Source organism: Arthrobacter sp. KN11-1C, from assembly GCF_052180225.1.
In the GTDB taxonomy this organism is placed as follows: Bacteria; Actinomycetota; Actinomycetes; order Actinomycetales; family Micrococcaceae; genus Arthrobacter.
The window spans coordinates 3,522,319-3,547,877 of the sequence record NZ_CP197467.1; the positions used below are offsets into that span (position 1 = coordinate 3,522,319).

General features: G+C 64.3%; 25 protein-coding genes. 11 read left to right on the forward strand and 14 right to left on the reverse strand.

From position 1 onward, the window contains the following. Nucleotides 1-70: 70 nt before the first annotated feature. Entirely contained in the window at nucleotides 71-742 is a 672-nt protein-coding gene (locus ACSBOX_RS16435) for a GntR family transcriptional regulator (protein WP_236815841.1), read from the forward strand. Nucleotides 743-1,029: 287 nt separating this feature from the next. Here ACSBOX_RS16435 and ACSBOX_RS16440 read toward each other — a convergent pair whose 3' ends face one another. Beyond that, entirely contained in the window at nucleotides 1,030-1,767 is a 738-nt protein-coding gene (locus tag ACSBOX_RS16440; protein ID WP_442543404.1) for a VOC family protein, read from the reverse strand. Nucleotides 1,768-2,026: 259 nt separating this feature from the next. Between ACSBOX_RS16440 and ACSBOX_RS16445 the strand changes: the two genes are divergently transcribed. The 3 genes from ACSBOX_RS16445 (at nucleotide 2,027) to ACSBOX_RS16455 (ending at nucleotide 5,707) form a co-directional block, all read left to right on the forward strand. Then, nucleotides 2,027-3,433: an MFS transporter gene (locus ACSBOX_RS16445; RefSeq protein ID WP_442543405.1), complete on the forward strand. Its 1,407-nt coding sequence runs from the start codon at nucleotides 2,027-2,029 to the stop codon at nucleotides 3,431-3,433. Nucleotides 3,434-3,465: 32 nt separating this feature from the next. Continuing rightward, nucleotides 3,466-4,722, forward strand: a complete 1,257-nt coding sequence (locus ACSBOX_RS16450) for an aminopeptidase P family protein (RefSeq protein WP_442543406.1) — start codon at nucleotides 3,466-3,468, stop codon at nucleotides 4,720-4,722. A 121-nt stretch (nucleotides 4,723-4,843) separates the two neighbouring features. Beyond that, a complete protein-coding gene (locus ACSBOX_RS16455) occupies nucleotides 4,844-5,707 on the forward strand; it encodes an IclR family transcriptional regulator (protein WP_442543407.1) in 864 nt (287 codons plus the stop codon). Nucleotides 5,708-5,939: 232 nt separating this feature from the next. Here the strand turns inward: ACSBOX_RS16455 and ACSBOX_RS16460 are convergent, their stop codons facing one another. Beyond that, nucleotides 5,940-7,073, reverse strand: a complete 1,134-nt coding sequence (locus ACSBOX_RS16460) for an LOG family protein (protein WP_442543408.1) — start codon at nucleotides 7,071-7,073, stop codon at nucleotides 5,940-5,942. A 63-nt stretch (nucleotides 7,074-7,136) separates the two neighbouring features. Between ACSBOX_RS16460 and ACSBOX_RS16465 the strand changes: the two genes are divergently transcribed. The 5 genes from ACSBOX_RS16465 (at nucleotide 7,137) to iolB (ending at nucleotide 10,787) form a co-directional block, all read left to right on the forward strand. Then, the gene (locus tag ACSBOX_RS16465) at nucleotides 7,137-7,916 is read left to right on the forward strand and encodes a gamma-glutamyl-gamma-aminobutyrate hydrolase family protein (RefSeq protein ID WP_442543409.1); all 780 of its coding nucleotides are present in this window, start codon (nucleotides 7,137-7,139) and stop codon (nucleotides 7,914-7,916) included. A gap of 125 nt (nucleotides 7,917-8,041) precedes the next feature. Next, a complete protein-coding gene (locus ACSBOX_RS16470) occupies nucleotides 8,042-8,446 on the forward strand; it encodes a cupredoxin domain-containing protein (RefSeq protein ID WP_442543410.1) in 405 nt (134 codons plus the stop codon). Beyond that, a complete protein-coding gene (locus ACSBOX_RS16475) occupies nucleotides 8,443-8,889 on the forward strand; it encodes a hypothetical protein (RefSeq protein ID WP_442543411.1) in 447 nt (148 codons plus the stop codon). Before ACSBOX_RS16470 ends, ACSBOX_RS16475 begins: the two co-directional genes overlap by 4 nt. Nucleotides 8,890-9,135: 246 nt before the next feature. Further along, nucleotides 9,136-9,876, forward strand: a complete 741-nt coding sequence (locus ACSBOX_RS16480) for a GntR family transcriptional regulator (protein WP_059388160.1) — start codon at nucleotides 9,136-9,138, stop codon at nucleotides 9,874-9,876. A gap of 17 nt (nucleotides 9,877-9,893) precedes the next feature. Further along, a complete protein-coding gene (gene iolB, locus ACSBOX_RS16485; protein WP_442543412.1) occupies nucleotides 9,894-10,787 on the forward strand; it encodes a 5-deoxy-glucuronate isomerase in 894 nt (297 codons plus the stop codon). A 90-nt stretch (nucleotides 10,788-10,877) separates the two neighbouring features. Here the strand turns inward: iolB and ACSBOX_RS16490 are convergent, their stop codons facing one another. The 9 genes from ACSBOX_RS16490 to ACSBOX_RS16530 form a co-directional block, all read right to left on the reverse strand. Continuing rightward, complete coding sequence (locus tag ACSBOX_RS16490; RefSeq protein WP_442543413.1) at nucleotides 10,878-11,918, reverse strand: Gfo/Idh/MocA family oxidoreductase; 1,041 nt, start codon at nucleotides 11,916-11,918, stop codon at nucleotides 10,878-10,880. Further along, nucleotides 11,915-12,733 carry a TIM barrel protein gene (locus ACSBOX_RS16495; RefSeq protein WP_442543414.1) on the reverse strand — a complete coding sequence of 273 codons (819 nt, stop codon included), beginning with the start codon at nucleotides 12,731-12,733 and terminating at the stop codon, nucleotides 11,915-11,917. The genes ACSBOX_RS16490 and ACSBOX_RS16495 overlap by 4 nt, the downstream gene beginning before the upstream one ends. Then, nucleotides 12,733-13,833, reverse strand: a complete 1,101-nt coding sequence (locus ACSBOX_RS16500; RefSeq protein ID WP_442543415.1) for a Gfo/Idh/MocA family oxidoreductase — start codon at nucleotides 13,831-13,833, stop codon at nucleotides 12,733-12,735. Before ACSBOX_RS16500 ends, ACSBOX_RS16495 begins: the two co-directional genes overlap by 1 nt. Nucleotides 13,834-13,868: 35 nt before the next feature. Continuing rightward, the gene (locus ACSBOX_RS16505) at nucleotides 13,869-14,927 is read right to left on the reverse strand and encodes a Gfo/Idh/MocA family protein (RefSeq protein ID WP_442543416.1); all 1,059 of its coding nucleotides are present in this window, start codon (nucleotides 14,925-14,927) and stop codon (nucleotides 13,869-13,871) included. Continuing rightward, on the reverse strand, nucleotides 14,927-15,922 hold the full coding sequence (locus ACSBOX_RS16510; RefSeq protein WP_442543417.1) for a Gfo/Idh/MocA family oxidoreductase: 996 nt from the start codon (nucleotides 15,920-15,922) through the stop codon (nucleotides 14,927-14,929). Before ACSBOX_RS16510 ends, ACSBOX_RS16505 begins: the two co-directional genes overlap by 1 nt. Nucleotides 15,923-16,030: 108 nt before the next feature. Beyond that, the gene (locus ACSBOX_RS16515; protein WP_442543418.1) at nucleotides 16,031-16,975 is read right to left on the reverse strand and encodes an ATP-binding cassette domain-containing protein; all 945 of its coding nucleotides are present in this window, start codon (nucleotides 16,973-16,975) and stop codon (nucleotides 16,031-16,033) included. Between the two features lie 15 nt (nucleotides 16,976-16,990). Beyond that, the gene (locus ACSBOX_RS16520) at nucleotides 16,991-18,049 is read right to left on the reverse strand and encodes an ABC transporter permease (RefSeq protein WP_442543419.1); all 1,059 of its coding nucleotides are present in this window, start codon (nucleotides 18,047-18,049) and stop codon (nucleotides 16,991-16,993) included. A 64-nt stretch (nucleotides 18,050-18,113) separates the two neighbouring features. Further along, the gene (locus ACSBOX_RS16525; protein WP_442543420.1) at nucleotides 18,114-19,109 is read right to left on the reverse strand and encodes a substrate-binding domain-containing protein; all 996 of its coding nucleotides are present in this window, start codon (nucleotides 19,107-19,109) and stop codon (nucleotides 18,114-18,116) included. A gap of 158 nt (nucleotides 19,110-19,267) precedes the next feature. Next, the gene (locus ACSBOX_RS16530) at nucleotides 19,268-20,287 is read right to left on the reverse strand and encodes a LacI family DNA-binding transcriptional regulator (RefSeq protein WP_442543421.1); all 1,020 of its coding nucleotides are present in this window, start codon (nucleotides 20,285-20,287) and stop codon (nucleotides 19,268-19,270) included. Nucleotides 20,288-20,443: 156 nt separating this feature from the next. Between ACSBOX_RS16530 and ACSBOX_RS16535 the strand changes: the two genes are divergently transcribed. After that, nucleotides 20,444-21,622: a Gfo/Idh/MocA family protein gene (locus ACSBOX_RS16535; RefSeq protein WP_442543422.1), complete on the forward strand. Its 1,179-nt coding sequence runs from the start codon at nucleotides 20,444-20,446 to the stop codon at nucleotides 21,620-21,622. Continuing rightward, the gene (locus ACSBOX_RS16540; RefSeq protein WP_442543423.1) at nucleotides 21,619-22,638 is read left to right on the forward strand and encodes a sugar phosphate isomerase/epimerase family protein; all 1,020 of its coding nucleotides are present in this window, start codon (nucleotides 21,619-21,621) and stop codon (nucleotides 22,636-22,638) included. Before ACSBOX_RS16535 ends, ACSBOX_RS16540 begins: the two co-directional genes overlap by 4 nt. Nucleotides 22,639-22,712: 74 nt before the next feature. On the opposite strand, the gene ACSBOX_RS16545 is transcribed toward ACSBOX_RS16540, so the two are convergent. The 3 genes from ACSBOX_RS16545 to ACSBOX_RS16555 are packed head-to-tail and all read right to left on the reverse strand — an operon-like array spanning nucleotide 22,713 to nucleotide 25,555. Beyond that, nucleotides 22,713-23,582, reverse strand: a complete 870-nt coding sequence (locus ACSBOX_RS16545; protein WP_442543424.1) for a sugar phosphate isomerase/epimerase family protein — start codon at nucleotides 23,580-23,582, stop codon at nucleotides 22,713-22,715. 8 nt (nucleotides 23,583-23,590) lie between these two features. Further along, nucleotides 23,591-24,604 (reverse strand): Gfo/Idh/MocA family protein, encoded by a 1,014-nt coding sequence (locus ACSBOX_RS16550; RefSeq protein WP_442543425.1) that lies wholly within the window; start codon nucleotides 24,602-24,604, stop codon nucleotides 23,591-23,593. Nucleotides 24,605-24,643: 39 nt separating this feature from the next. Beyond that, a complete protein-coding gene (locus ACSBOX_RS16555; protein WP_442543426.1) occupies nucleotides 24,644-25,555 on the reverse strand; it encodes a sugar phosphate isomerase/epimerase family protein in 912 nt (303 codons plus the stop codon). Between the last annotated feature and the right edge of the window lie 4 nt (nucleotides 25,556-25,559).

A 25,559-nucleotide genomic window follows, 5' to 3' on the forward strand; every position in this document is an offset into this window, starting at 1 on the left:
CACACAATCGTCAACAGCCCGGCAGCAACTGATCCGCCAGACGTGGGACCGCGGCAACGGGAGAGAGCACATGAGCACAGCATTGGAAGCACTGGATACGGGCACGCAAGGAACATCCCTGGCGGAAAACGCCTACCTGCTCCTACGCGACCGGCTCATCATGCTGGACATCAAACCCGGCGATCCCATCAACGACGGTCAGATTGCCGCGGAACTCGGCATCGGACGGACACCCGTGCGCGAGGCCATCAAGCGGCTTGAAAGCGACCACCTCGTGGTCTCATATCCCCGCCGCGGGACCTTTGCCACCGGCGTCGACATCACCCAACTGGCCGACGTCTCGGAAATCCGCGAACTGCTTGAACCCTTGGCGTCACGGCGGGCCGCACGCATGGCCAGCCCGAAGCTGCGGGAAGAACTGCGCGAGGTCGCCGCGGCCATCAGCGGCCTGGAAGCACACGACGCCGGCCAGCAGGAGCTCATGCGCTACGACATCCAGGTGCACCGGCTCATCTATAAGGCCGCGGCCAATCCGCACCTCGAGGACGTGCTGATCCGTTACGACAACCTCGCAACCCGCATCTGGTGCCACATGCTGGACAAGATGCCTTCCGTGACGGGCCACGTCGCGGAACACGCCGAGCTGCTCACTGCCATCGCCGACGGCGACGAGGACCGGGCGGCTGCGCTCGCCTTGCACCACGTGGTGAGTTTCGAAGAGACGATCCGCAAGGTGCTCTAGGCCCGTGGGATACCGCTGCCGTTAGCCGTTCCTCTTCCAGTTTTTGGGCCACTTCACGTTCAGCAGCAGCAAGCCCAGCAAGAGCCCATCAACTGTCATTACTCCGGCCATGAAATAAGCCCAACCGATGATCATGGCTGGCTCGCCATCAGTCGGCGGCCGGAGGTGCGGGGGTGCATCAGAATACGCATACCAATCTCCTGACCCGGATCCCCCCAGTCACTCGATAGTCCACCAAGTGTGCCACGGCGGCGCCCCGGAAGGAATGGCTTGTGGCGAGCGAAACGTCAGCCGGGGGTGAGGACGCAGAACTCGTTGCCCTCCGTGTCGGCGAGGCACACCCACGGCACATCACCTTGGCCGACGTCGGCGTCTGTGGCGCCTAGCGTCCGCAGCCGCGCCACCTCCGCCGCTTGGTCGTCGCCTGGGTACGGCCTCAGGTCGAGATGGACGCGGCCGGTCACAGTATTCGCCTCGGGCGTCCGGACGAACTCCAGGTAAGGCCCGACGCCCTGGGCCGAACGCAGCCTCGCAAAATCGTCGCTCGCCTCGTGCAGGGTCCAGTCCGTCGCCCCGGCCCAAAACCGGACCATCGCCCGCGGATCGGCACAGCCGACCACCACTGCGGCGATCGGCCCGGTGTCCCGGTAGATCGGCCGAGGCTCCAGCACGCAGAACAGGTTGCCCTCCGGGTCGGCCAGGACCGTCCACGGCACATCGCCCTGGCCTATGTCGGCGGGGGTCGCACCGAGCTCCACCAGGCGCGCCACGAGCTCCGACTGATGGGCCGCAGAGGTGGTGGCAAGGTCGAGATGCGCGCGGTACCTCACCGTCTCGGGGTCAGGGACGGTGACCACATCGACGCAAACGGCCGCGGGGTCCGGCCCGGCGAAGCCCACGGGTTCAACATTGGTCACCCCGGGTCCCTCGCTGGAAACATCCCAGCCAAGGGCCTCCGCCCAAAACCGCCCGAGAGCCGCGTCATCCCTTGCCTTGAAATTCACCTGAACAAGTCGCAGTGCCATAACGCCCGATCCTATATCCAGGCGATTCCCGGCGTGGGATGCATGGCTTCTCGCCCTCTCGTTTAGTGCAACCCAGTTGCACCCCACGCGCCTACCACACCCAACTAACTCGCAGTAGATGTCGCCATGGGCGTCCATAACGGCATCTACTGCCAGTTAGTTGGGTAGTTACCGGAAGTCCTTGACGGTGATGCACAACACATCTATTCTGGTGCAACAGTGTTGCATTGAATGCAACCCCAATCGTCTTGGTGGATTCATGAAAAACGAAACATCCTCCGTGGCAGCAATCCCGGGAAGCGCTCGCGCCGGATCCAAAGGCGGATCCGGCGACCTTCCCGATGCGGCTACCGCCCCAGGCGCCACACAAAAACCAGCCACTAGCCACACCGTCAGCAAAGACACCCGACGCCGAGTCATCACTGCCAGCTTCATCGGCAACTTCGTCGAATGGTTCGACTACGCCGTCTACGGCTACCTTGCCGGGATCATCTCGACCGTCTTCTTCCCCGCATCGGACCGGCAGACAGCCCTGCTCGCCACGTTCGGCGTCTTTGCCGTCTCCTTCTTCGTCCGTCCATTGGGCGGATTCATCTGGGGCCACATCGGCGACCGGCTCGGCCGCAAGCACGCACTCTCCCTGTCGATCGTGCTCATGTCCGTGGCAACGTTCTGCATCGCCCTGATCCCCGGCTACAACACCATCGGCGTCATGGCGCCCGTCCTCTTGCTGCTTGTCCGCGTTGTCCAAGGCTTCTCGGCAGCAGGCGAATACGCAGGCGCCTCAGCCTTCCTGGTGGAGTACGCACCGGCCAATCGGCGCGGACTCTATGCCGCCGTCGTACCTGCCAGTACCGCGGCAGGGCTGCTCCTCGGTTCCCTCCTGGCGGCGCTGCTCAGCTCGGTGCTGAGCAGCGAGCAGCTCGGCGAATGGGGCTGGCGCTTGCCCTTCCTCCTGGCTGCCCCGATGGGCCTGATTGGCCGCTACATCCGCACCAAGCTCGAGGACACCCCGGCATTCCGCGAAATGGCCGCGAAAGACACCGCGGTCAAGGCTCCGGCCTTCGCGATGTTCAAGACGTACCGCAAGCAGCTGGTGATCGCGACCGGCGCCGTGCTGCTCAACGCCGTCGGCTTCTACGTGATCCTCAGCTACATGCCGACGTACCTCTCCGAGGAGCTTCACTTCGGTGCGGCGGAATCGTTCCTGGCCACCACGATTGCCCTCCTCAGCTACATCGGATTCATCTTCCTGACAGGGATCGCGTCGGACAGGTTCGGCCGCAAGCGCATGCTGATCACGGCATCCGTCCTGTTCGTGGTGCTCACCGTTCCGGCATTCATGCTCCTCGACACCGGCAATTTCCTGGTCATTGTCTTGGTCCAGATCCTGCTGGGCGGCATGCTCACCCTCAACGACGGCACGCTGCCCAGCTTCCTGGCCGAACTCTTCCCCACGAGGGTCCGTTACAGCGGCTTCGCCGTCAGCTTCAATCTCTCCAACGCCCTGTTCGGCGGCACCGCCCCGTTCATGGCAACACTCCTCATCGGCCTGACCCACAACCAACTGGCCCCCGGCTGGTATCTCGTGGCCGCCTCCGTCATTTCCCTCATCGCGGTCCTCTTCGCTGTGGAGACTTCCAAGAAGCCCCTGCAGCAGGACTGAAAACAACCCACCCATTGAAAGGAACACCACCCATGACCATCACCGAGAATGAAGCCGTCAGCGATGTCGCCAAGCTTGAGCGCCTCAAGGTCCTCAACAACGGAGAGAAAGTCTCCCTGACGTTCTCCGACACAGAGTTTGAACGACGCCTCGCGGGTCTTCGCCGGATCATGGCCGAAAAGGATCTGGACGCCGTCGTCCTGACCTCCTACCACTCCATCAAGTACTACTCCGATTTCCTGTTCACCTACTTCGGCCGCTCCTACGCCATGGTTGTCACGGCCGACGACACCGTCACGGTGACCGCCAACATCGACGCCGGAATGCCGTGGCGCCGCAGCTACGGAGACAACCTGGTCTACACGGACTGGCGCCGGGACAACTACATCTTCGGCATCCAGGAAGTGCTGCGTACCCGCGGCATCAACGTCCGGCGCCTGGGTGTCGAGGACGATTCCCTTCCCCTGGACAACCGCAACAAGATCCAGGCCGCCTTCTCCGGCGCGACCCTTGTGGACGTCGCCCAGGCCGCGATGCGTCAGCGCATGATCAAATCTGCCGAAGAGATCGAAGTCATCAAGCACGGCGCCCGGATCGGCGATCTCGGCGGCGAAGCGATCCGCAACGCCATCACGGCCGGAATCACCGAGTACGAGGTGGCATTGATCGGCACCGAAGCCATGGTGCACGAGATCGCCCGGACGTTCCCGGACTCCGAAATCCGCGATACCTGGGTGTGGTTCCAGTCGGGCATCAACACGGACGGCGCCCACAACTGGGCCACCACCCGCAAGATCCAGGAACACGACATCCTGTCATTGAACTGCTTCCCCATGACCTCGGGCTACTACACGGCCCTGGAAAGGACCCTGTTCTACGGTGAACCTGATGCACGCTCCCTGGAACTGTGGAACATCAACGTGGAAGTACACAAGCGCGGATTGGAACTCATCAAGCCCGGGGCAGTCTGCAAAGACATCGCCGCCGAGCTCAACGAGATCTATGTTTCGCACGGACTGCTCGCCAACCGAACCTTTGGCTACGGACACTCCTTCGGCGTCCTCTCGCACTACTACGGCCGCGAAGCCGGACTGGAACTGCGCGAAGACATCGACACAGTCCTCGAGCCCGGCATGGTGGTCTCCATGGAACCGATGATCACAGTCCTCGACGGCCAGCCCGGTGCCGGCGGGTACCGGGAGCACGACATCCTGGTGGTCGGTGAAGACGGTGCCGAGAACATCACCAAGTTCCCGTTCGGCCCGGAATACAACATCATCGGCGCCTGACCCCCACCTCCCATGGACATGCCCAGCCTTGCCCCCGAGCAGTGGACATATGACTCATATGCTCATTGCTCTGGGCCAAGGCTGGGCATGTCCCCATTAAAAGAGCCATATAGTGACCATCATGACCCCAGCAGAACGGCATGCAACACCACGTGCAGAACCGCGTGCAACACCGCGCGCAACACCGCGCGCATCCACCAGCGAAACTCCGGCCAACGGCGATTCCAGAGGCGCTTCGGTACTTGAGAACGGCATTGCCGTGCTGCGCAGCTTCACCGCAGAGGAACCCCTGCTGGGTGTCACCGAGATCGCCGGTAGGATCGGCTTGCACAAAAGCACGGTGTCCCGGATCCTCGCGACCTTCGAACAGGAACATCTGGTGGAGCGCGACCCCGAGTCCCGCCGTTTCCGGCTGGGCCTGGGGATGATCGCCCTTGCCGGGCCTCTCCTCGCCGAGCTGGAAGAGCGCCGGGTGGCCTATCCCGTGTTGCGCGAGTTGAGCGAACGGACAGGCGAGACGAGCGCCCTCATGGTGTGGAACGGGAGCGAATCCATGTGCGTGGAGCAAATCGCCAGCCGCCACCAGGTCAAGCACCTCGCACCGTTGGGTGCTCGCTACAACGAGGCATTCAGCTCCTCGGTGCAAGTCTTTCTTGCCACCGAAGACGCCGACCGCGTCCGCAAGCTCCTCCGCAGCGGCTCCATCACATTGCCCGGTCTCGACGAGGAGTCCCTCGAGGCCTACCTGGTCCGGCTCCAGGAGTCTGCGACCCGGGGATGGGCCTTCAATTTCGGCGAAACGTCCATCGAAGAAGTCGGTGTTGCGTCGCCTGTCTTTGACCATCGAGGAGACATCGTGGCCTCCGTCCTCATACCTGCGCCGAAGTTCCGGGTTTCGCAGGACACCCTCGCCAGCCTCGGCGAGGCATGCCAAGACGCAGCCCGCAAGATCACCACTCGCCTGGGCGGGCGGCCCACGCATTAGCCCGGCATCCCCGTATCGCACCGGACATGCCCCGCCCTGAACTCACGCAATGGACATGCTCACTCGTCATCCACGGGACATGCCCAGCCCTAGGCCTCAGCAGCGGACATAATGCTTTCGCGGATAGGGACATGTCCAGCCGTGAGGTCCAAAGATGGGCATATTCGCAATATGTCCAATGTTCCGAGCCAAGGCTGGACATGTCCCCCGGTGCCGGGCGGAACCCAAGCAGTTAGCCCGCGACGACGGCGAGTGCTTCTTCGACGCTGTCCACCAGGAAGATCCGGCCCTCCATCACTTTCCCGGCAGCAAGGCTCTGCAACATGGGCCACGCTGGATACTTGTGCTCCCAGTGTTCGCGCCCTACGAGCACCATGGGCGTGACGGTTTCCGGGGCGCCGTAGAAGTTCTCGCACGCGTCCTGGAAGATTTCCTGAACGGTGCCGGCGGAGCCAGGAAGGAACACGATCCCACCGTTGCATAGCTCGAGCAGAATCGCTTCGCGCATGGAGTTGGCGAAGTACTTGGCGATGTGGGTAGCGAAAAGGTTGGGCGGCTCGTGCCCGTAGAACCAGGTGGGGATGCCCAGCGACGTCGTTCCGCTCGGATGGTGCCCGACGACGGCGGCCGCCGCCCGCGCCCAGGCCGTCACCGAGGGGCGGAAACCCGGCACCACCGCGAGCGACTGCAGCGCGACGGTGAAGTCGGCGTCGGGCAGTCCACTCAAGTAGGCGCCCAAATTGGCGGCTTCCATGGCACCCGGCCCTCCCCCGGTGGCTACCGTGAAGCCGGACAGGGCCAGGAGCCGGCCCAGCCGCGCGGCGTCGTCGAAGTCCTGTGTTCCGCGCCGCGCGGCGTGCCCGCCCATGACTCCCACGATCTTGTTCCCCGCGAAATCCCCGTTGCCCAGGAGCTCGTCCAGGGCGTCCCCAATAGCGTGGTCGTGCAGCGCAGCAGCGAGGGTGGCGTCCAGGCTGGTCCGCTGCCCTGGCATGATGCTCCAGTGGTAGACCTGCGCGTCGAGGGTTGCTTCGTACTCCGTGGAGTCGATGTCCTCGTACAGTTCGGCTGCACTGTAGAGGCTGCCCCGGTACGGGTTGAACGGCACCCCGCGCAGCTTGGGAAAGATGAGTGCGCCTCGACTGCGCAGGGAGTCCTCCACGCCGTCGTCGAAGGTGCAGCCCAGGAAGATGGCGCCTTGGGGATCCAGCCGCTGCAGGTCCGCGCGTCGACCCCGCAGGTCCAGCGACTGGGCGTGCCATCCGTGCATCGTCGCGGCACCGGAGCTCAGGAGCCTGTCGAAATGGGCCACGCTCTCAATGTCGAGCGTGCGGGGACTGGGAGTCAGGGCGCGGGACGGATTCATGGCATCAGCGTAAGCCCGCGATTCCCGTTGCGCAGGAGTCGGCCGGCCAGTGCATCATGGAGCATGCAGACTTCCGAACAGCAGAGCAGCTTCCGGCCCCGGATCGGCATTCCCGTCCGCCTCAGCAGCTCCGAAATCACGGATCCTCGCATCGGGGAGGCGAATGAACTCTTCGACTTCATCGTCGAGCTATTGCGCGACGCCGGTGCGGAGCCTGTCCTGCTGGACGCCTCCTTCACTGACGAAACCGGCCGGCTGGCCACCGAACTCCGGTCCCTCAACGGGGTTCTGCTGCCCGGCGGCGGGGACGTGGATCCGCGACTTTACGGTGAAGAAGCAACTGAAGCCTGCTATGACGTCAATCCTGACCAGGATCGCTTGGACTTGGCCGTCGCCCGCGGATCGCTCGACGCCGGTTTGCCCACCCTCGGCATCTGCCGCGGCCACCAGCTCCTCAACGTCGCTTACGGCGGGACGCTCATCCAGGACATGCAGCCGTCGTTGGTGGAGCATAACGGCCCGACCCCGGCGGAAGGTGAGCTCAGCGCCTGGGGGTGGCACGACGTCGAACTTTCACCGGATTCCAAAGTGGCCGGACTCTACGGCTCACGGGACTCGGTGCGGATCGCATCGGGACATCACCAGGCCGTAGCGCGGGTAGGCGATGGCTTAGTGGTGACGGCGGTCGCGGAGGACGGCACGGTAGAGGCCCTCGAGGATCCGCAGCGCTGGGTGGCATCCGTGCAATGGCATCCCGAGGCCTCGCAGCTGCCTATCGAGGAACGGCTCGCCCCGTTCAAGGCTTTCGTGGAGGTCTGCAGGACGCTCCGTCCAGTGGGGTGATCGAGGGGACTCCACGCTGGCCGAAATCAATTGCCCGCGCCCGTGAACCTGACCGCCCTGGAATTCGTCTCATCAATGTGGCAAGCACATTCGCGCCATCGGACACGAGGAACGGGGAACCCATCATGAGGAACAATCCCAAGGCCATGATGGTCATCGTTGGAGCGGCCACCCTGATCGCCGTGAGTGGTTGCGGTGCATCCGGAGCTGGTTACCAGGGCGCATCGTCGAGCCCGCCTTCCGCCGCGTCCTCGACTGCTCCGCCTTCCGGGACCTCGCAATCGCTCACCATCACCATCAAGGACTTCGGCTACCAAGGACCCGTGTCGGTCAGCCCGGGAGCCAAAATCACCGTGAAGAATGAGGACGCCCAGGCCCACACGGTCACCTCGGACGACGGAAAGGCCTTCGACGCCGCCGTCGATGGCGGAGGCGGGACAGCCCAGTTCACGGCGCCCACCACGCCGGGCAGCTATCCCTACCACTGCGCTTACCACTCCAATATGCACGGAACGCTGGTCGTGAAATGAGCACCCGTGAAGCGGCCCGCCGCAAGCCCATGAGCCGCAGGCCGAAGGACATCCTGTTGCGACTGCTTGTGGCGGCGGCCCTGGTGACCGACGCCGTGGTGCACTTCGATCTTGCCTCCGGCTACCAATTGGGTGCGCCTGGTGGAATCGGGGAAGGCAACCTGTTTCGGCTCGAGGGCGCAGCCGCAATCCTCGTGGCCCTGTATGTCCTGATCCGAGGCAGCCGGCCGGCCTACGCGGCTGCAGTGATCGTCGCGGGAAGCGCCTTCATAGCGGTCCTCCTCTACCGCTATGTCGACATCCCTGCCATCGGTCCACTCCCGTCCATGTACGAGCCCGTATGGTTTTTCGAGAAGACCCTCAGCGCGGTCGCCGAGGGACTGGGCGCGGTCCTTGCCGCCGTCGGGTACGTCCGTCAACGCAGCAGCGCCCGCCGCCGCTGAGGCGCACCGCTGAAAGCGCCCGACGCCGGAAGGCGCATCGACCGCCGTCACCGCTAAACCGCCTCGTCCTGATGTCTGGACATGTCCCAAACAAGACCCGTGACACGGCACAATAAAGGCGCCTCCGGCACCCTTGACCCGCGCATTGCTCCTGCTATCATCAGTAAAGCAGTATGTCCTATCAAGCGAACATGAGAGGACATGCCGCAACTTCCGGGACAGTCCCGGAATGCGAGGGAGCATGCAATGGCGAATCAACTTGGCCTCACTATCGACCGCTCTTCCCCTGTGCCGTTGTACCACCAGGTGGTCCAGGGCATCGAGGCCGCCATCCACAGCGGAGTCCTTGAGCCCGGCAGCCGTTTGGACAACGAGATTGACCTCGCCGCCCAGCTGAACTTGTCCCGGCCCACCATGCGCAAGGCGATGGACGAGCTCGTCCGCTCGGGCCTTCTGGTCCGCAAGCGCGGCGTCGGTACCCAGGTGGTGTCGAGCCAGGTCCGCCGGCCCCTGGAACTCTCCAGCCTCTACGACGACCTGACTAACAACGGCAAGAAGCCCACAACGCAGGTCCTCAGCTTTTCGCACATGGAGGCGGACGCAGCCACGCTGACCGCACTCCAGCTCCCGGCCGGTTCCAAGGTCTACCACTTCACCCGCTTGCGCAAAGTGGGCGGCAAGCCGCTGGCGCTCATGGAGAACTGGGTCCGCGACGACATCGCCACCATGGACGAAGCCATGCTCGCCGAGGAAGGCCTCTACGCCATCCTTCGCCGCGGCGGCGTCAACTTCCGCCTCGCTTCGCAGCGGATCGGCGCCATGATCGCCAACGACTACCAAGCACCGCTCTTGGAAGCGGAAGTCGGCTCGGCTTTGGTCACCATGGAACGCACCGCCGTCGACGACACCGGACGCATGGTCGAGACCGGCCACCACGTCTACCGGGCCGATTCCTACAGCTTTGAAATGACACTCGTACAGCGCTAACGCAAGGACACAACTTCATGGCCAACTGGGTCTATCCACTGGGAACCGCCAACGACGGCGATTGGGACATCTCGCTCGGAACCTCCGATTCCGCGTTGACTGTGGACGGTTGGGCCCACACCGGGCTTAAGGTCGCCACGCTAGCCGCGGGCGCCGCCGTCGTACTCCCCGCAGCAGCTGAAGAGCGGATCATTGTGCCGCTCAACGGCGCCTTCACGGTGACGGTCGACGACGTCGAGTATGCCCTTGCGGGGCGGGCGTCGGTTTTCCATGGCCCCAGCGATGTCCTCTATTCCGGCACGAATGCCGCCGTTACCATCAGTTCGCCCGACGGCGGCCGCGTCGCCGTCGCGACCGCCCCGGCCAACGCGTCGTACCCCACGAGGCTGGTCACCGCCTCGGAAACCCCCGTTGAGCTGCGCGGAGCGGGCAATTGTTCGCGCCAGGTCCACAATTTCGGCACGCCTGCCGCCCTCGAGGCCGACCGTTTCATCGTCTGCGAAGTGCTGACCCCCGCGGGCAACTGGTCCTCCTATCCCCCGCACAAGCATGACGAGGAAAAGGACGGCGAAACGCAGCTCGAGGAGATCTACTACTTCGAGACCCGCGTGGCTGACGGTTCCGGCGCCCCGGCCGACGCCGACGCGATCGGTTATCAGCGCGTCTACGCCTCCGATGAGCGCCCGATCGATGTGGCCGCGGAGGTTCGCACGGGCGACGTCGTTCTTGTTCCCTACGGCTGGCACGGCCCCGCCATGGCCGCTCCCGGCTACGACTTGTACTACCTCAACGTCATGGCCGGCCCGGGACCCGTGCGCGAATGGCTCATCAGCGACGACCCCCACCACGGGTGGGTGCGGCAGAGCTGGGACGGACAGGACATCGACCCGCGCTTGCCGTTCGGCGCCTAAGTCCTTCCCGCACCCAACTAGCTAGCAGTTGTTGTCGTTCTGGGCCTCCAAAACGACAACAACTGCTAGCTAGTTGGGGCGGGTAGTCGCCTAGTTGGCCTGGGCCGTTACCAGCGCCACCCTGACGGGAACCCCGCTTGCCAGCGACTCCTGCGCGGCGTCGGCTACGCGGGAAGCTGCGACGGCGTCTTCCGGGGTGCACGGGTTCTCCCGTTGGCCCAGGACCAATTCGACGAACGCTGCCATTTCAGAGCGATAGGCCTGGTCGAAGCGCTCGGCGAAGGTCTTGTGGGGTTCTCCGGACGGGAAAGCGACGCCTGCCTCGGCCGATTCCAAGGCAGTCTTGTCGTCCAGGCCGACCATGAGAGACCGGTTGGAACCTTGGATTTCGAGGCGGACGTCGTGCCCTGCGCCGTTGTAACGCGTTGCCGACACGGTGCCGACCGTCCCGTCGTCGAATGTGATCAATGCCAAGGCCGTGTCCACATCGCCCACTTCGCCGATGGCGGGATCGCCGTTGTTGGAACCCTTGGCATAGACCTCCACGATTTCGCGGCCGGTCAACCACCGCAGGATGTCGAAGTCGTGGACCGAGCAATCGCGGAACAGCCCGCCGGACGTTGCCAGGAACTCCACGGGCGGCGGAGCCATATCGCAGGTCACAGCGCGCAGGGAGTGGATCCAGCCGAGTTCTCCCGCTTGGTAGGCGCGCTTGGCCTCGAGGTAGCCGGCATCAAAGCGGCGCTGGTGGCCGATCTGAACCACCCCATCGTTGGCGCGGATATGTTCAAGCACAGGCAGCGACTCGGCCACATTCATGGCCACGGGCTTCTCGCAGAACACCGGGATACCGGCGTCCACTCCCGCGCGGATCAGTTCCGGGTGGGTGCCCGTTCCGGTCGCGATGACCAGCCCATCCACTCCGGAGGCGATCAAGGCTTCCACCGAGGGCAGGAATTGAGCGCCGAGCCCGGCTGCCACCTTGCGGGCATGGTCTTCAGCCACATCCGTGAGCCGCAACTCGACGTTGATGCCCTGCGCATTCAATTCCCCGTTGAGGGCGGCTATGTTGTTGGCGTGCATGACGCCGATCCGCCCCACTCCAACCAGTCCGAGAACGACGTCCTTCATAGTGCTGCCTCCGTTGAAAATGCTGAGCTGTTCCGGGATTCCGCGACGCCAGGCGTGAACGCCCGGCGGAACGCGTCAAGCGCCTCCATGTCATCGCCGCTCGCCCATGCCTCCATGCCGACAGTGCCTTCATAGCCTGCAGCCATGAGCGCCCGGGCCACCGCCGGGTAGTTGATTTCGCCGGTGCCTGGCTCGCAGCGGCCGGGGACGTCCGCCACCTGGATCTCGCCGATGTGCGGCAAGGCAGTGCGCACCAGCTCAATGAGGTTCCCCTCCCCCAACTGTGCGTGGTAGAGGTCAAGCATCATCTTCACATTGGGGTGTCCGGCCGCCTCCACCAGCGCCAACGTGTCCTTGGCCCGGGCCAGCGGGATTCCGGGGTGGTCCAGCACGGTGTTGAGGTTTTCCAGGCAGAACGTCAGTCCATGCTTTTCCCCGAGCGCGCCAAGGCGTTCCAAGGTCCGGGCACCCGTGATCCACATACTGCCGTTGGACCGGTAGGCGGGCCGGGCTGCTTTGCCGTCGATCAGTTCCGCCGAATGCACCACCATGCGGCTGACGCCGAGTTCCATGGCGGTCGGAATCAGCGTCTCCGCCGTCCTCACCACATCGTCGGCGGTGTCTGCGTCAACCAGGCTGCCGGACGTGTAGCCGGTCATAGAGGAAAAGACCGCGCCGCTCGACTTGAGTGCCGCAATGTCCTTGCTCCTCGAGTCCCAGAGTTCGACGTCGAATCCGGCCTCATGGATCCGGCGCACCCGTTCGGCGAACGGCAGCTCCGTGAAGACCATCTCGGCGCATACGGCGAGCCGCATCAGACACCGGCCTTGTTGCTCGAAACAGCCGTGACCGCCACGGGTCCGCCTTGTTGGACCGACTCGATGCACGCCAGCGCCATCGCCAGGGCGCGCCGCGCGTCAGCAGCTCCGGGGGTGAGGGTGAAGGCGCCCGACGGCGGTTGCGTGCCATCGCGGCGCGCGCGGACTGCCGCCGCGAAGTCCACGAGCTCATCGGTGTAGGCGTCGCGGAACAGTTCCACGTTGAGCCTCGGCGTCTCTGCGGAAAGGCCCTCTGCGGTGTACCGCACGGCAGCAGTTTCGGTGGGCCGGCCAGCCTGAACCATGCCCTTGGAGCCGAAGACCTCGCCCCTGACGTCGTAGCCGTACAGCGCGCTGAAGTTCGCTTCCGCTACTGCCAGGGCGCCATTGCTGTAGCGGATGGTGACCACGGCGGTGTCCAGGAATCCTTGGTCACGCAAGCCCGGTTCCACCAGTGCGTCCGCGACTGCGTAGACTTCCACCGGTTCGGCGCCTTCGTTGAACCAGTTCAGGGTGTCGAAATCGTGGATGAGGGTTTCCAGGAAAATCGTCCACGCCGGAATCCTGGCTGCGTGTCCGATGCTCCCGGTGCCCGGATCCCTCGTCAAGGAGCGCAAGAGCTGCGGCTCTCCCACAATTCCTTGGGCCAGGTCCTTCTTGGCGGCCTGGAAGTCGGTGGCGTAGCGGCGGTTGAAGCCGATCTGGAAGTGTACCCCTGCCGTTTCGACGGCGAGTAGCGCGGCGTCGAGCTCTTCGAGGCTCTGGCCCGCGGGCTTCTCGCAAAACACGTGCTTGCCCGCGGCGGCGGCCTGGGCAATCAGGGAAGCGTGGAAGCGCGCCGGGCTGGCAATGATCACGGCGTCGATGTCCGGATCGGCCATGATGTCCGCAGCGTCTGCGGTGACCTTCGCCGTGCCAAGCTGGGCAGCCACGGACGCTGCGGAGTCCACGTTGGGATCGGCGACGGCGGCCAGGACCGCGCCGGGAACCCTGCGGGCTATGCTTTCGCCGTGGAACGCTCCCATCCAGCCGGAGCCGATGAGGCCAAGCCGCACGGGCGTGGGAACTTCGGCTGAATGCTGTTCGATGTAGGCCATGGGCCCGTCCTTTCGATAGTCAGTACAACAATTGCTCAGGCGGGCGCGTTGCCTTCGCCCGGAAATTCAATGCCCACTTGGCGGCGGATCTCATCGGCAACTTCCATCGTCCGGATGGAGGAGGCCAGGGGCCGTTCTGGGGTTTCCGTCTCACCGGCGGCGGTGGCGCGCGCCACCGCGGCGGCTTCGAAGTGCAGGCCTTCCAAATGCCCGCCCGCAGCCTCGTTGTGGCGAAGCCGCGTGCCGTCCGGGAACCGGATCTCGAATCCGCCGGGCATGTTGAAGGGCCCGTCGATCGTCAACGTGGCCTTGGAGCCAACGATTGTTGCCGCGGTGGGGGTGAAGTTATGCAGGTGCGTATTCATGACGGCCTGGCTTCCGCCCGGGAATTGCATGATGGCGGAGAGTTGGCCGTTGACACCGGAATCGTGCGGCTCGCCGAAAGCGCTCAAGCGTTCGGGCTCCCCGAGAACCTCGGTGATGAGCGCCAGTGGGTAGGTGCCCAGGTCCAGCAGGGGCCCACCAGCCAGTGCAGGGTCGAAGATGTGGTGACTCCGTTCGAAGTGCTCGCCGTATTCCGCCAGGACCGTTGTCACGGTACCCAGCGTCCCGGCGTCGAGCACTTGCCGGATCACGTCGAACTTCGGAAGGAAGACGCTCCACATGGCCTCAGCGGCGAAAACGCCGGCTGCCTTGGCGCGGGTTGCGATATCCCGCGCCTGCGCCGCGTTGAGGCCGATCGGCTTCTCGATGAGGACGTGTTTGCCAGCGTCGATGGCGAGGACGGCAGCCTCGTGGTGGAAGTTGTGCGGCGTGCATACGTAGACGATGTCGATGTCCGGAGCCGCGGCCAGCTCTTCGTAGCTCCCGTAGGCGGCGGGCACGCGGAAAGCGTCCGCGAACACCTTCGACCGGTCCAAGGAACGGGAGCCGACGGCGGCAATCACTTGCGTTGAGTGGGCCTGCACCGATTCCGTGAAGCGTTCGGCAATCCACCCAGGGCCCATGATCCCCCAACGCAATGCAGGAGCGTCGCGGGAATCCGGGACCCTTGATGTTGGAAGGCTGGATTCCGGAAGGCCGGATGAAACCATCAGTAGACCACTTTCGTGTAGGCTCCGTCGCTGTGGAGCGAACGGATCATGGCTTGGGCGAGCTGCGACGCCCGCAGGCCGTCCTCCCCTGTGGCGAGCGGGGCAGGTTCTCCCTTTTCGAGTGCTGAAATCCAGGCCTGGAGTTGGAAGCGGTAAGCGTCGGCGAAGCGGGGACGCCAATCGGCGGGGATTTCGGTACTGCGCTTCCCCTCTTGCCGGACATCGAGGGCTGCTGGTTCCGGCAGGGCCGCGGTGCCGAACTCTGACACGACCTCGCACCGGGTGGTGTAGCCGTACCGCGCGTTGAGGAAGAGTTCGAGCGTTGCCAGGGTGCCGTCGGCCGCGCGCAGGAGCATGAAGGCTGGGTCCCGCAGGTCACCGGTGCTGTGCCGGGAACTTCGCCCCGACTGCCACGACACCTCGGTGATGGGCGAGTCCAGCAGCCAGGGGATGATGTCGAGCTCGTGGATGGCCGAGTTGGTGATGGCTGACTCCGAGCTCGCGCCGGGTCCCGCGGAGGCGGTCCGGCTGGTGCAGTGGACCTGCAATGGCTCGCCTTGGGTGCGTGCCCGGGTCGCTTCGCGGAGCGCGACATAGCCGGGGTCGAAGCGCCTCATGAAGCCCATCGACAGCAGTCTGGCACCCGTTGCGGCCAGGAGGTCGGCTTCGGCCTCCACGACGTCGCGGCTTTCCAGGAGCGTGGGGGCCAACGGCTTTTCGCACAGTACGGGCGTCATCGCCTCGAAGCATTCCAGTACGAGTCCCGCATGGGTGGAGTCATGGGAAGCGACGACGACGGCGTCAACGTCGCTGGAGTTGATCAGCTCGGAAGGATCGGTGGTGATGCGCGCGGATGGCGGCGCCGCAGCTGCCGCACGTCCGGCGTCGAGGTCTGCCACGAAGGTGACTTCGGCCCCGCTGATGGTGGTGGAGAGGTTCCTGATGTGGTCTGCGCCCATAACGCCGGCGCCGATAACGCCTACCCGGATCGGCATGTTGTCTTCCCGTCTACTACGTTGTTCCCGTTCCCGCGGTGGCATGGCGAGCGGGGGCCCGTCCGCTTGATCCGGCGGACCCCCGTCTCCATCCGCGCTATCCCCGCGCTAGGCGTGCCGCGGGGTGTTTTCCCTTGAGGTGTCGGCAACGTCGGTGACTTCTGTGACCCCGGCGACTTCGGCTTGGACTTCCTTGAGGGCTTCTGTGTGGCCGCCGAGTTGTTCGAGTTCGTGGGCGAGTTCGGCCAGTTCCGCGCCGCCGGCCATCTGGGCCGTCAACTCGTCCAGGGTGATGTCTTTCTTGTCGTAGTAGCCGATGGACTTGCCGCGCTTGAGGAGCAGGAACCGGTCCCCGACCGGGAAGGCGTGGTGCGGGTTGTGCGTGATGAAAATGACGCCCAGGCCCCGGTCGCGGGCCTGCAGGATGTACCGGAGCACGACGCCGGACTGCTTCACGCCCAGCGCGGCGGTGGGTTCGTCCAGGATCAGCACCTTCGCCCCGAAATACACCGCCCTCGCGATCGCCACGCACTGGCGCTCACCGCCGGAGAGCTGGCCGATGGGCTGTTCGACATCGCGCAGGTCGATGCCCATCTGGGCCAGTTCGGTCAGGGTGATGTCCTTCATCTTCTGCACGTCCATGGACTTGAACGGCCCGAACCCCGTGGTCAGTTCCGAGCCGAGGAAGAAGTTCCGCCAGATCGGCATCAACGGCACCACGGCCAGGTCCTGGTACACGGTCGCGATCCCGGCATCCAACGCGTCCCTAGGGGAGTTGAACTTCCGCTCTTCCCCCATGATCTTCAACACCCCCGCGTCGTGCTGGTGCAGGCCGGCGATGATCTTGATCAGCGTGGACTTGCCCGCACCGTTGTCCCCCAGCACACAGGTCACCCGGCCGTTGTCCACGGCCATCGTCACGTCGCGCAAGGCGATGATGTTCCCGTAGTGCTTGCCCACCGCCTCCAGCGAGAGCAGGTGCACGGGGGTGTGGGTCAACGGGTCCTTCTCCTCGCGCAGCAGGGTCTGCTGGTCGATCTGTTTCGCATTCATTTCTTCTGCGCCCTTCTACTTCAGTTCCGCGCGGCGTTTGACGATGAGGTTCACGATGGTGGCCAGCAACAACATCAGGCCCAGGAAGAACTTGAACCAGTCCGGGTTCCACTGCGCATACACGATGCCCTTGTTCGCCATCCCGAAAATGAACGCACCAATCGCACCGCCCACCGCCGACCCATAGCCGCCGGTGAGCAGGCACCCGCCGATCACCGCGGCAATGATGTACAGGAACTCATTGCCCACACCCTCACCGGACTGCACCGCGTCGAACGCGAACAGGTTGTGCATGCCCAGGATCCAGCCGCAGAACCCGACCGCCATGAACAAACCGATCTTCGTCTTCGTCACCGGCACCCCCACCGCACGGGCAGCGTTCGCGTCCCCGCCGACGGCGAAGATCCAGTTCCCGACCTTCGTGCGCAACAACACCCAGGACGCGATCGCGACCAGGATGATCCAGAAGAACACCGTAATCTTCACCTCGACCCCGCCGATGCTGACCGAGGACGCGAACACCGCATGCGCCGAATCAAAACCATCCAGCTTCGAAATCGAGGGCGAGGACACCGACCCGCCGATCAGCCGGGTCAACGCCAGGTTCAAACCCGTGAGCATCAGGAACGTCGCCAGGGTCACGATGAAGGACGGCAACTTCGTCTTGACCAGGATCCACCCATTGATGAAACCGATGCCGAGCGAGACGACGAGGGCCAGCACGACGCCGACCCACGCGTTCAGGGAAAAGTTCCAGCTGAACAACGACGCCGTCAGGGCCGAGGAGATCACGGCCACACCGGTGGAAAGGTCGAACTCGCCGCCGATCATCAACAACGACACCCCCACCGCCATGATCCCGATCGTCGAAGAACCATACAGAATCGTCGCCAAAGCATTCGGCTGGGTAAACGTCCCGGACACCGAAGCGAAGAAAATGAAGAGGACAACGGCCCCCACGAGGGCGCCGACTTCAGGCCTCCCCAAAAACTTCTGGATCGGGCTACGGCGTCCGATCCGCTCATCGCCGGGGGCCGAAGCCGGTGCCGGCGGCAGGGTTGCTGTGTTTGCCATAGGAAGAAACTCCTTGTTGGTCAGGCCGCGCGGGGTCGCCCGCCGCGCGGCCGGAATCCTGGATCTAGCGGACGCCCTGCTGGGCGAATTTAAGGACGTCGGAAGCATTCGACTTGTCCACGATGGTGGGTCCGGTCAGGACAGGCTGTCCGCCGCCGAGCTTGAAGCCGCCACGCTTGGCCTGCCACAGGGCGTCAACGGACATGTAGCCCTGGAGCCACGGCTGCTGGTCCACGGTGAAGAGCACGGAACCGTCCACGATCTTCTGGGCGAGGTCAGCGTTCAGGTCGAAGCTGGCCACCTTTGCAGAGCTGTTGGCGTCAGTGACCGACTTGAGGAGCGTGAGGGTGATGGGGGCACCCAGACCGATGATCACGTCCGCATCCTTGGCTGCCTGGAGCTTCGCAGTCGCGGTGGACTGGACCGATGTCATGTCCTGGCCGTTTACGTACAGGACCTCGGTTCCCGGGACCTTCGCCTTGACGCCCGCACACCGTGCTTCAAGGCCGACGTGGCCCTGCTGCTGGATCACGCAGATGGGGTGCTTGAAGCCCTGCGCCGCGAGCTTGGTTCCCACGGCCTCGCCGGCGAGCTTCTCATTCGAACCGAAGTGCGTAAAAGCCCCGAGCTGTGCCGAGACGTCCTCGCCGGCGTTGAGGCTCACCACCGGGATGCCCGCATCCTCGGCCTTCTTGAGGACGTCCTTGAGGGCATCCGGAGTGGCGAGGGTGACGGCGATACCGTCAACCTTCTGGTCGATGGCTTGCTGCACGAGCTGGGCCTGGCGGCCAGCTTCGGGGTCGCTTGTGTAGAGGAGGTCAACATTGTCCTTCGCGGATGCTTCTTCAGCGCCCTTGCGCACGATGTCCCAGAACGTGTCGCCTGCAGCGGCGTGGGTGATGAGGGCCACCTTCATGCGCGGAGTGCTTACGGCTTGTCCGCCTCCGGCGGCGTTGGCGCTGTCAGCCGGCTTTCCGCCCGTGCTGGAACAAGCACTGAGAGCCATCATCGGAACGACGGCCGCAACGAGTGCCGCCTTCCGCCAGGAAAACTTCTTCACGATTTATCTCCTTTGATCGGGGTTGTGGCCCTGCCACTCTGCAGGAGCTCAAAGCCCTCTACACAGATCATGGTGACTAGCCTCACATATGTCAACACTTTGTCCTGACATTAGGATGTTTTTACGTGAAGGAGGAGTTTGATGACGTGCCATGGCGGCTAAGGTGCCGTGTGTGACACCTTTGCCGTCGTCGAGCGGACAACCAGGATCGGATCAATCAAGGTGCGCTCGGGCTTGAGGGTCGGGTCTTCAATCCTCGCGAGCAGCCTGTGCGCAGCGTCGGTCCCCACCACGTCGCTTCGGTTGTCAACGGAGGTGATGTCCAGGTACTTCGACTTGGCCAACGGGGAATTGTCATAGCCGATCACCGAAATGTCGCCGGGCACACGAAGGCCACGGGCTTTGAGGACGGCAAAGGCGCCGACCGCCATGGTGTCATTGGCCGCAAAGATCGCGGTCGTGTCCGGATGGTGGTCCAGGAGCCAAGAGGCGGCGGCGTAGCCATCTTCCTCCGATGTACCCTCAGACTCGGCAATCAGAAGTTCGACGCCGGCGGCCTGGATCTGCCGCCGGAAACCGGCGCGCCGATGGGCTGACGCGCCGTCGGACCCTGAGAGATGGCCGATGCGGGTGTGGCCCAGCCCCAGCAAATGGCTGGCGGCCATGGCGCCTCCGCCGTCGTCGTCGTTGGTTATGAGGTCGGCGCCGTTCGGCATCCCCTTGCGCCACCCGGCCACCACCGTGGGCACCCACGTCCGGGCCAGCATGGGCTCGCTCGGTTCCGCCGCGATCACCAGCGCGTCAATATGCATGGCAAGGAGGCCGTCCGTGGCTTCTTTGATGCGGTTCTCGCCGGGCTGGGAGTCGGCCAGCATGACGTGGTAGCCGAGGTCGGAGAGAACGGACTCCATGCCCCTCAGCAGGTCCACGAACCAGAGGTTCCGGTAGTCGTCGATCACCAGGCCGATGCTCTTGGTCCGGTTGCTCGCCAGCGTGGTCGCGGCCCGGCTGGGCCGGTAGCCCAACTCCGATATTGCAGCCTGGACGGCTTCTCGGCGCTTGTCACTCACCCTCGCCGGCGCTTGGAGGACCAAAGACACCAACGACGGCGAGACGCCGGCATGTTTGGCAACGTCATAGATGGTCGGGCGGCGGGTTTTGGGACTTGTCGCACTCATGGTTCGGAAACCTTTCTCCTCTGCTGTCAAGGGTATGCGCAGAACATTGACAGGACATACTCACATGGTTAGGCTTTGAGTCCGGTGCTAAATTGTAGCGCTCCAAAATGCCAAAGGGGTGTTCGGCACCCAGGCTGAATTTCGAAGGAGAAATCAATGGCTGAGAGCCTAGGGGTCGCCGTCATCGGCGCAGGAATGGCCGGCAAGGCACACGCGGCGGCCTACCGCACAGCGTCTGCCCTTTACAGCCCCGTGCTTCCGCCAGTGCGCCTCGTATCGATCGGCGACGTGAACGCGGAATTCGGATCCCTCGCTGCCCGACGATTTGGCTACGAACGCAATGACACCTCGTGGCAGGCGATCGCAGAAGCAGACGATATCGACATCGTGAGCGTCGTCATCGCGAACTCCCTCCACCGCGAAGTGGTCGAGGGCCTCCTGGCTGCAGGCAAGCACGTACTTTGCGAGAAGCCGCTGAGCGACTCGATCGAGGACGCCCGTGCCATGGCGGAAGCCGCCCGCAACGCTTCCAGCATCGCGCGCATCGGCTTCACGTTCCGCCGCACGCCCGGCATCGCCTACATCCGCGACTTGATCCGCACCGGCGTCCTCGGCAAGGTGCTGCACTTCAGCGGCCGCTACTGGACGGACTACGGCTTCAGCCCGTCCGCCCCCATGAGCTGGCGCTACAAGGGCGGGCGAGGCTCAGGCGCGCTGGCCGACGTCGGAAGCCACCTGACGTACATCTCCGAGTTCCTCTGCGGCGACATCAAGTCCATCACGGGCGGCCGCCTCAGCACCGTCATCGACAAGCGCCCCCTGCCGCTCGGCGCCGTCATGGGACACGACCATGCAGCGGTGAGCGACACCTTCGAGGCTGTAGAGAACGACGACTACGCAGCCTTCAACGCAGCGTTCGAGAACGGCGCGGGAAGCTTCGAAGTCTCCCGCGTTGCCGCCGGCCACGCCAACAGCCTCAACTTCGAAGTGTTCTGCGAGAACGGTGCGGCCAAGTTCGACCAGCGCCGCCCCTCCGAAATCCAGCTGTTCCTCAACGATGGCTCCGGTAACGAGAACGGCTACCGCCAGGTCATCCTCGGCCCGGGCCACCCCTACATCGCGGGCGGCCTGGCCATGGATGCTCCCGAAGTCGGGTTCGGCCAGAACGACGCCTTCGGCTACCAGGCCCGGGCGTTCCTCGAAGAGGTTGCCGGCCTTCCCGAAGCCGAGTCCCTCCCCCGCTGCGCCAGCTTCGACGAAGGCGTGCGCAACATGGAACTGCTCGGCGCTGTCACGGAATCCGCACTCAACAACGGAAAGACGATCACGCTATGAAACTCGGTGTCTACAACGCAATCCTGCACGATAGGCCGCTTCCCGAGGCCCTCAAAGTTATCGCGGATCTCGGTCTTACCGGCATCGAGATCAACACGGGCGGATTCCTGCCCGCCGTCCATGTCCCTACTTTCGACGACATTTTGGTCTCGGATGCGGCCCGTGACGACTACCTCGGGATCTTCGAGGGCACCGGCGTCGCCATCGCAGGCCTGAACTGCAACGGCAACCCGCTCCACCCCAAGCGCGAGATCGGCGAGAAGCATGCCGAGGACATCCGCCGCTCCATCCGGCTCGCAGAGCGCCTCGGCCAGAACCGGGTGGTGACCATGTCCGGCCTGCCCGGGGGTGAGCCGGGAGCCACCACGGTCAACTGGGTGGTCAACGCCTGGAACTCGGCCGCACTCGATGTGTTGGATTACCAATGGGACGTCGCGGCGAAATTCTGGCGCGAGACCGACCGCATCGCCGCGGAGCATGGCATCAAGGTGGCCCTCGAACTGCACCCGCAGAACATCGTGTTCAACACAGCCGATGTCCACAAGCTCATCGGGCTCACGGGCGCCACACACGTGGGCATCGAACTGGACGCATCGCACCTATTCTGGCAGCAGATGGATCCGGTGGCCGTGGTCCGCGAACTCGGCCCCTTGGTCTTCCAGGCAGCCGCGAAAGACGTCCGTGTCAACACCGCGAACGCCGCCCTCTACGGGGTCCTCGACAACAGCTTCCGCCGGCTCTCCCCCGAAGAGAACCGCACCAACCTCGGCGGCGACGAGTGGGCCAACGAGTGGCCCAAGGACTCCGCGTGGGACTTCGTTGCCCTCGGCCGCGGGCACGGTACCGCCTACTGGACCGAGTTCCTGCGTGCCTTGCACGAAGTGGACCCGAACATGCTCGTCAACATCGAGCACGAAGATACCTCCCTCGGCCGGATCGAAGGTCTCGAGGTGGCCGCCAAGGTCCTACGGGACGCGGATGCAGCACTCTCCGAATCGCTGAACGTTACGGCATAACCGGTTCACGAACAACACGAGGGCTCCATCCGATCTATTCGGATGGAGCCCTCCCGTTTCCCCCGAGTTGGGGGTCAGGCCTTCGCGATGTACTTGCCCATCGTCTCCAACTGGTAGCGGGACACCTCGTCCGCGTTGTCATCCTCGGCGAAGACACTGGACACCATGACGGTGTTGTCCTTGTCCAGGAAGCCGATTTCCTTCAGTCCGCCGAAGAACTCGTCCCAGTTGACGTCGCCGTCGCCGATCTTGAGGTGCTGGTGCACGCGCACGGCGTTTCCGGGCGGGTTGGTGATGTAGCGCAGCCCGTGTGAAGCGTGGTGGTCCATGGTGTCGGACACGTGGACGAGTCGCAGCTTGTCCCCCGCGGCCCGCATGATGTCGAGCGGCTTGTTGCCCATGTGGAACGTGTGGGAGGCAACGTACACCATGCCGATGTTGGCGGAATTCACGCCACGGATGACCCGCAGCGCGGCGAGGCCGTCCTCGACGAAGTCGTCCGGGTGCGGGTCGATGAGTACGTCCAGGCCTTCGCGCTCGATGATCGGCAGAAGCTCTTCCATGGAACGGTAGAAGGCCCTTTCGGACTCCTCAGCCTTTTCCGGGCGGCCGCTGAACTCGGTGTTCATCGTCTGCACGCCGAGATCGACCGTGATCCGGATGGCGCGCTTCCAGTAACGGACTGCGGCCTCGCGGGCGTCTTCGTCCGGTCCGGACCAACGCAGCACGGGAAGCACCGAGGCGATCTCGACGCCGGCGTCCTTGCAGGCCTTTTTCAACTGGCCGACCAATTCGTCGTCGGCCTTGGGGTGGTTGAAGAACGGGATGAAGTCCGCATGCGGGGTCAACTGGAGGTATTTGTAGCCGAGATCGGCGGCCAACCGCGGAAACTCCAGCAGGCTGTGGCTGTGGTGGAACGGCGTGGGATCGAGGGCAATCTTCATGGCGATTCCTACTTGTACAGCTCAGGCTTGGTGTTGAGCTGTACTGCGACCTTTTCGCCCGACTTCTGGGCTTCGACGCCGGCTTCGCAGCAGGCAGCGGTGGCGTAGCCGTCCCAGGCGGTGGGGCCGCCGATCTCGCCGCGGCGGGCGGCGTCGACCCAGGCCTGGACCTCGACGTCGTACGCGGCGCCGAAGCGCTCTTCGAAACCGGGCGTGACCCTGCCGCCCCAGCGGCCGGCGCTGCGGACGTAAGGACCGCCGTCGCCGCCGATGCTCACGATGCCGTCCTCGAAGGACGCCTGGGTGGCGACTTCGTAGCCGAACTTCGCGTTCACGTAGATCTCGACGTCGGCCAGGACACCGGACTCGGTCTCGATCAGGACATGCTGGGGATCGTGCTGGCCGTTCGGGGCGTTGCGCGTCGCCTTGCCCAGACGGACCTGCACGGAGGTGATCTCCTCGCCCGTGAAGAAACGGATGGCGTCGAACTCGTGGACCACCGAGTCGTTGATGAGCATCTCGTTGGTGAAGCCCGCGGGGGTGTCCGGGTTGCGGTGCTGGTGGTGGAGCATGAGCAGCTCGCCGAGTTCCCGGTCACGGATCACGGAACCCAAGGCGGCGTATTCGGCGTCGAAGCGGCGCATGAAGCCCACCTGGATGCGCTTGTGGCCCAGAGCCGTTTCGGTCTGGACAACCTTCCAGGCGCTCTCGGCATCCGGGGTGAGCGGCTTTTCGCAGAGAATGGGGAAGTCCTTCTCCAGTGCCTTGTACAGGATTTCCTCGTGCAGGAACCCCGGGGTGGCGATCAGCACGGCGTTGACGTCGCCGTTGTTGAGGGCCTCCTCGGCGCTGGCGAGGGCGACGGCGCCGTCGATCCCTGCGATGGCGGCCTGCGCACGGGCGAGGTCGACGTCGACGACGGCGGCCACTTCGGCGCCGTGGACGCGGGTGCTAAGCCGCTTGATGTGGTCGGCGCCCATGCGGCCTGCGCCGATGACGGCAACGCGGAGAATGTCAGTCATTGTTTTCTGTCCTTAGTTGTCGGTGCTTGCGAGGCGGCGTTAGTTGACAGTCGTGCGGGAGCCGCACGAGAGCAGGTAGCTGCGGGTGCGCTTGGCGATGGGCATTGGAACGTCGAAAGCCACGGGATACATGTCCTGTTCCACAATGCCAAAGATCGGGCGGTTAAGTCCTTCAACGGCTTCGATGACGGCGCGAAGATCCGGCAGCCCGTTCGGCGGCTCGGTCATGACTCCGGCCAGGTTGGCTGCCGCCCACGTCATGTTTTCCTCGTTGACTTTTCGCAGGATGTCCGGGTTGATCTGCTTCAGGTGCAGGTAGCCGATGCGGTCCGGGTAGTTCTTGATCAGTTCCAGGCTGGAGGCTCCGCAGTATTCCGCGTGCCCGGTGTCGAGGCACAGGTTCAGGTACTGGGGATCGGTCTCGGCGAGCAGGTGCTCGATATCCGCTTGGGCGCCGACGTGGGAATCTGCGTGGGAGTGGAATTGCTGCTTGAGGCCGAAGTCTTCCAGCAGCACCTTGCCCATGCGGTTGTGGCCGGTGAACAGATCGTTCCACTGTTCCTGCGACAGTTCCCCGCTCTCCACCGCCTCGCCGGTGACGTCGTCGCGCCACATCGCCGGGATGACCACGATGTGCTCGCCGCCCATGGCAGCAGTCAGTTCGGCAACCTTGCGTGCCGGCTCCCAGGCTTCCTCATACTGTGCGGCGCCGCGGTGGAAGGCCGTGAAGACCGTGCCCGCGGTGACCTTGAGTTCGCGCTGCTTGAGTTCCTCGGCGAGGCGGGCGGGGTCATTCGGCAAGTAGCCGTAGGGGCCCAGTTCGATCCACTTGTAGCCGGACTCGGCCACTTCGTCCAGGAAGCGTTCCCAAGGGGTTTGCCTGGGGTCATCCGCGAACCAGACGCCCCAGGAGTCCGGGGCCGTGCCGATGATGAGTTTGTTCTCTGTCATTGCT

What these genes read in the sequence shown, in the direction of transcription:
- ACSBOX_RS16435 (WP_236815841.1), top strand. Translation starts at nt 71, where the DNA reads ATGAGCACAGCATTGGAAGCACTGGATACGGGCACGCAAGGAACATCC.
- ACSBOX_RS16440 (WP_442543404.1), bottom strand. Translation starts at nt 1,767, where the DNA reads ATGGCACTGCGACTTGTTCAGGTGAATTTCAAGGCAAGGGATGACGCG.
- ACSBOX_RS16445 (WP_442543405.1), top strand. Translation starts at nt 2,027, where the DNA reads ATGAAAAACGAAACATCCTCCGTGGCAGCAATCCCGGGAAGCGCTCGC.
- ACSBOX_RS16450 (WP_442543406.1), top strand. Translation starts at nt 3,466, where the DNA reads ATGACCATCACCGAGAATGAAGCCGTCAGCGATGTCGCCAAGCTTGAG.
- ACSBOX_RS16455 (WP_442543407.1), top strand. Translation starts at nt 4,844, where the DNA reads ATGACCCCAGCAGAACGGCATGCAACACCACGTGCAGAACCGCGTGCA.
- ACSBOX_RS16460 (WP_442543408.1), bottom strand. Translation starts at nt 7,073, where the DNA reads ATGAATCCGTCCCGCGCCCTGACTCCCAGTCCCCGCACGCTCGACATT.
- ACSBOX_RS16465 (WP_442543409.1), top strand. Translation starts at nt 7,137, where the DNA reads ATGCAGACTTCCGAACAGCAGAGCAGCTTCCGGCCCCGGATCGGCATT.
- ACSBOX_RS16470 (WP_442543410.1), top strand. Translation starts at nt 8,042, where the DNA reads ATGAGGAACAATCCCAAGGCCATGATGGTCATCGTTGGAGCGGCCACC.
- ACSBOX_RS16475 (WP_442543411.1), top strand. Translation starts at nt 8,443, where the DNA reads ATGAGCACCCGTGAAGCGGCCCGCCGCAAGCCCATGAGCCGCAGGCCG.
- ACSBOX_RS16480 (WP_059388160.1), top strand. Translation starts at nt 9,136, where the DNA reads ATGGCGAATCAACTTGGCCTCACTATCGACCGCTCTTCCCCTGTGCCG.
- iolB (WP_442543412.1), top strand. Translation starts at nt 9,894, where the DNA reads ATGGCCAACTGGGTCTATCCACTGGGAACCGCCAACGACGGCGATTGG.
- ACSBOX_RS16490 (WP_442543413.1), bottom strand. Translation starts at nt 11,918, where the DNA reads ATGAAGGACGTCGTTCTCGGACTGGTTGGAGTGGGGCGGATCGGCGTC.
- ACSBOX_RS16495 (WP_442543414.1), bottom strand. Translation starts at nt 12,733, where the DNA reads ATGCGGCTCGCCGTATGCGCCGAGATGGTCTTCACGGAGCTGCCGTTC.
- ACSBOX_RS16500 (WP_442543415.1), bottom strand. Translation starts at nt 13,833, where the DNA reads ATGGCCTACATCGAACAGCATTCAGCCGAAGTTCCCACGCCCGTGCGG.
- ACSBOX_RS16505 (WP_442543416.1), bottom strand. Translation starts at nt 14,927, where the DNA reads ATGGTTTCATCCGGCCTTCCGGAATCCAGCCTTCCAACATCAAGGGTC.
- ACSBOX_RS16510 (WP_442543417.1), bottom strand. Translation starts at nt 15,922, where the DNA reads ATGCCGATCCGGGTAGGCGTTATCGGCGCCGGCGTTATGGGCGCAGAC.
- ACSBOX_RS16515 (WP_442543418.1), bottom strand. Translation starts at nt 16,975, where the DNA reads ATGAATGCGAAACAGATCGACCAGCAGACCCTGCTGCGCGAGGAGAAG.
- ACSBOX_RS16520 (WP_442543419.1), bottom strand. Translation starts at nt 18,049, where the DNA reads ATGGCAAACACAGCAACCCTGCCGCCGGCACCGGCTTCGGCCCCCGGC.
- ACSBOX_RS16530 (WP_442543421.1), bottom strand. Translation starts at nt 20,287, where the DNA reads ATGAGTGCGACAAGTCCCAAAACCCGCCGCCCGACCATCTATGACGTT.
- ACSBOX_RS16535 (WP_442543422.1), top strand. Translation starts at nt 20,444, where the DNA reads ATGGCTGAGAGCCTAGGGGTCGCCGTCATCGGCGCAGGAATGGCCGGC.
- ACSBOX_RS16540 (WP_442543423.1), top strand. Translation starts at nt 21,619, where the DNA reads ATGAAACTCGGTGTCTACAACGCAATCCTGCACGATAGGCCGCTTCCC.
- ACSBOX_RS16545 (WP_442543424.1), bottom strand. Translation starts at nt 23,582, where the DNA reads ATGAAGATTGCCCTCGATCCCACGCCGTTCCACCACAGCCACAGCCTG.
- ACSBOX_RS16550 (WP_442543425.1), bottom strand. Translation starts at nt 24,604, where the DNA reads ATGACTGACATTCTCCGCGTTGCCGTCATCGGCGCAGGCCGCATGGGC.
- ACSBOX_RS16555 (WP_442543426.1), bottom strand. Translation starts at nt 25,555, where the DNA reads ATGACAGAGAACAAACTCATCATCGGCACGGCCCCGGACTCCTGGGGC.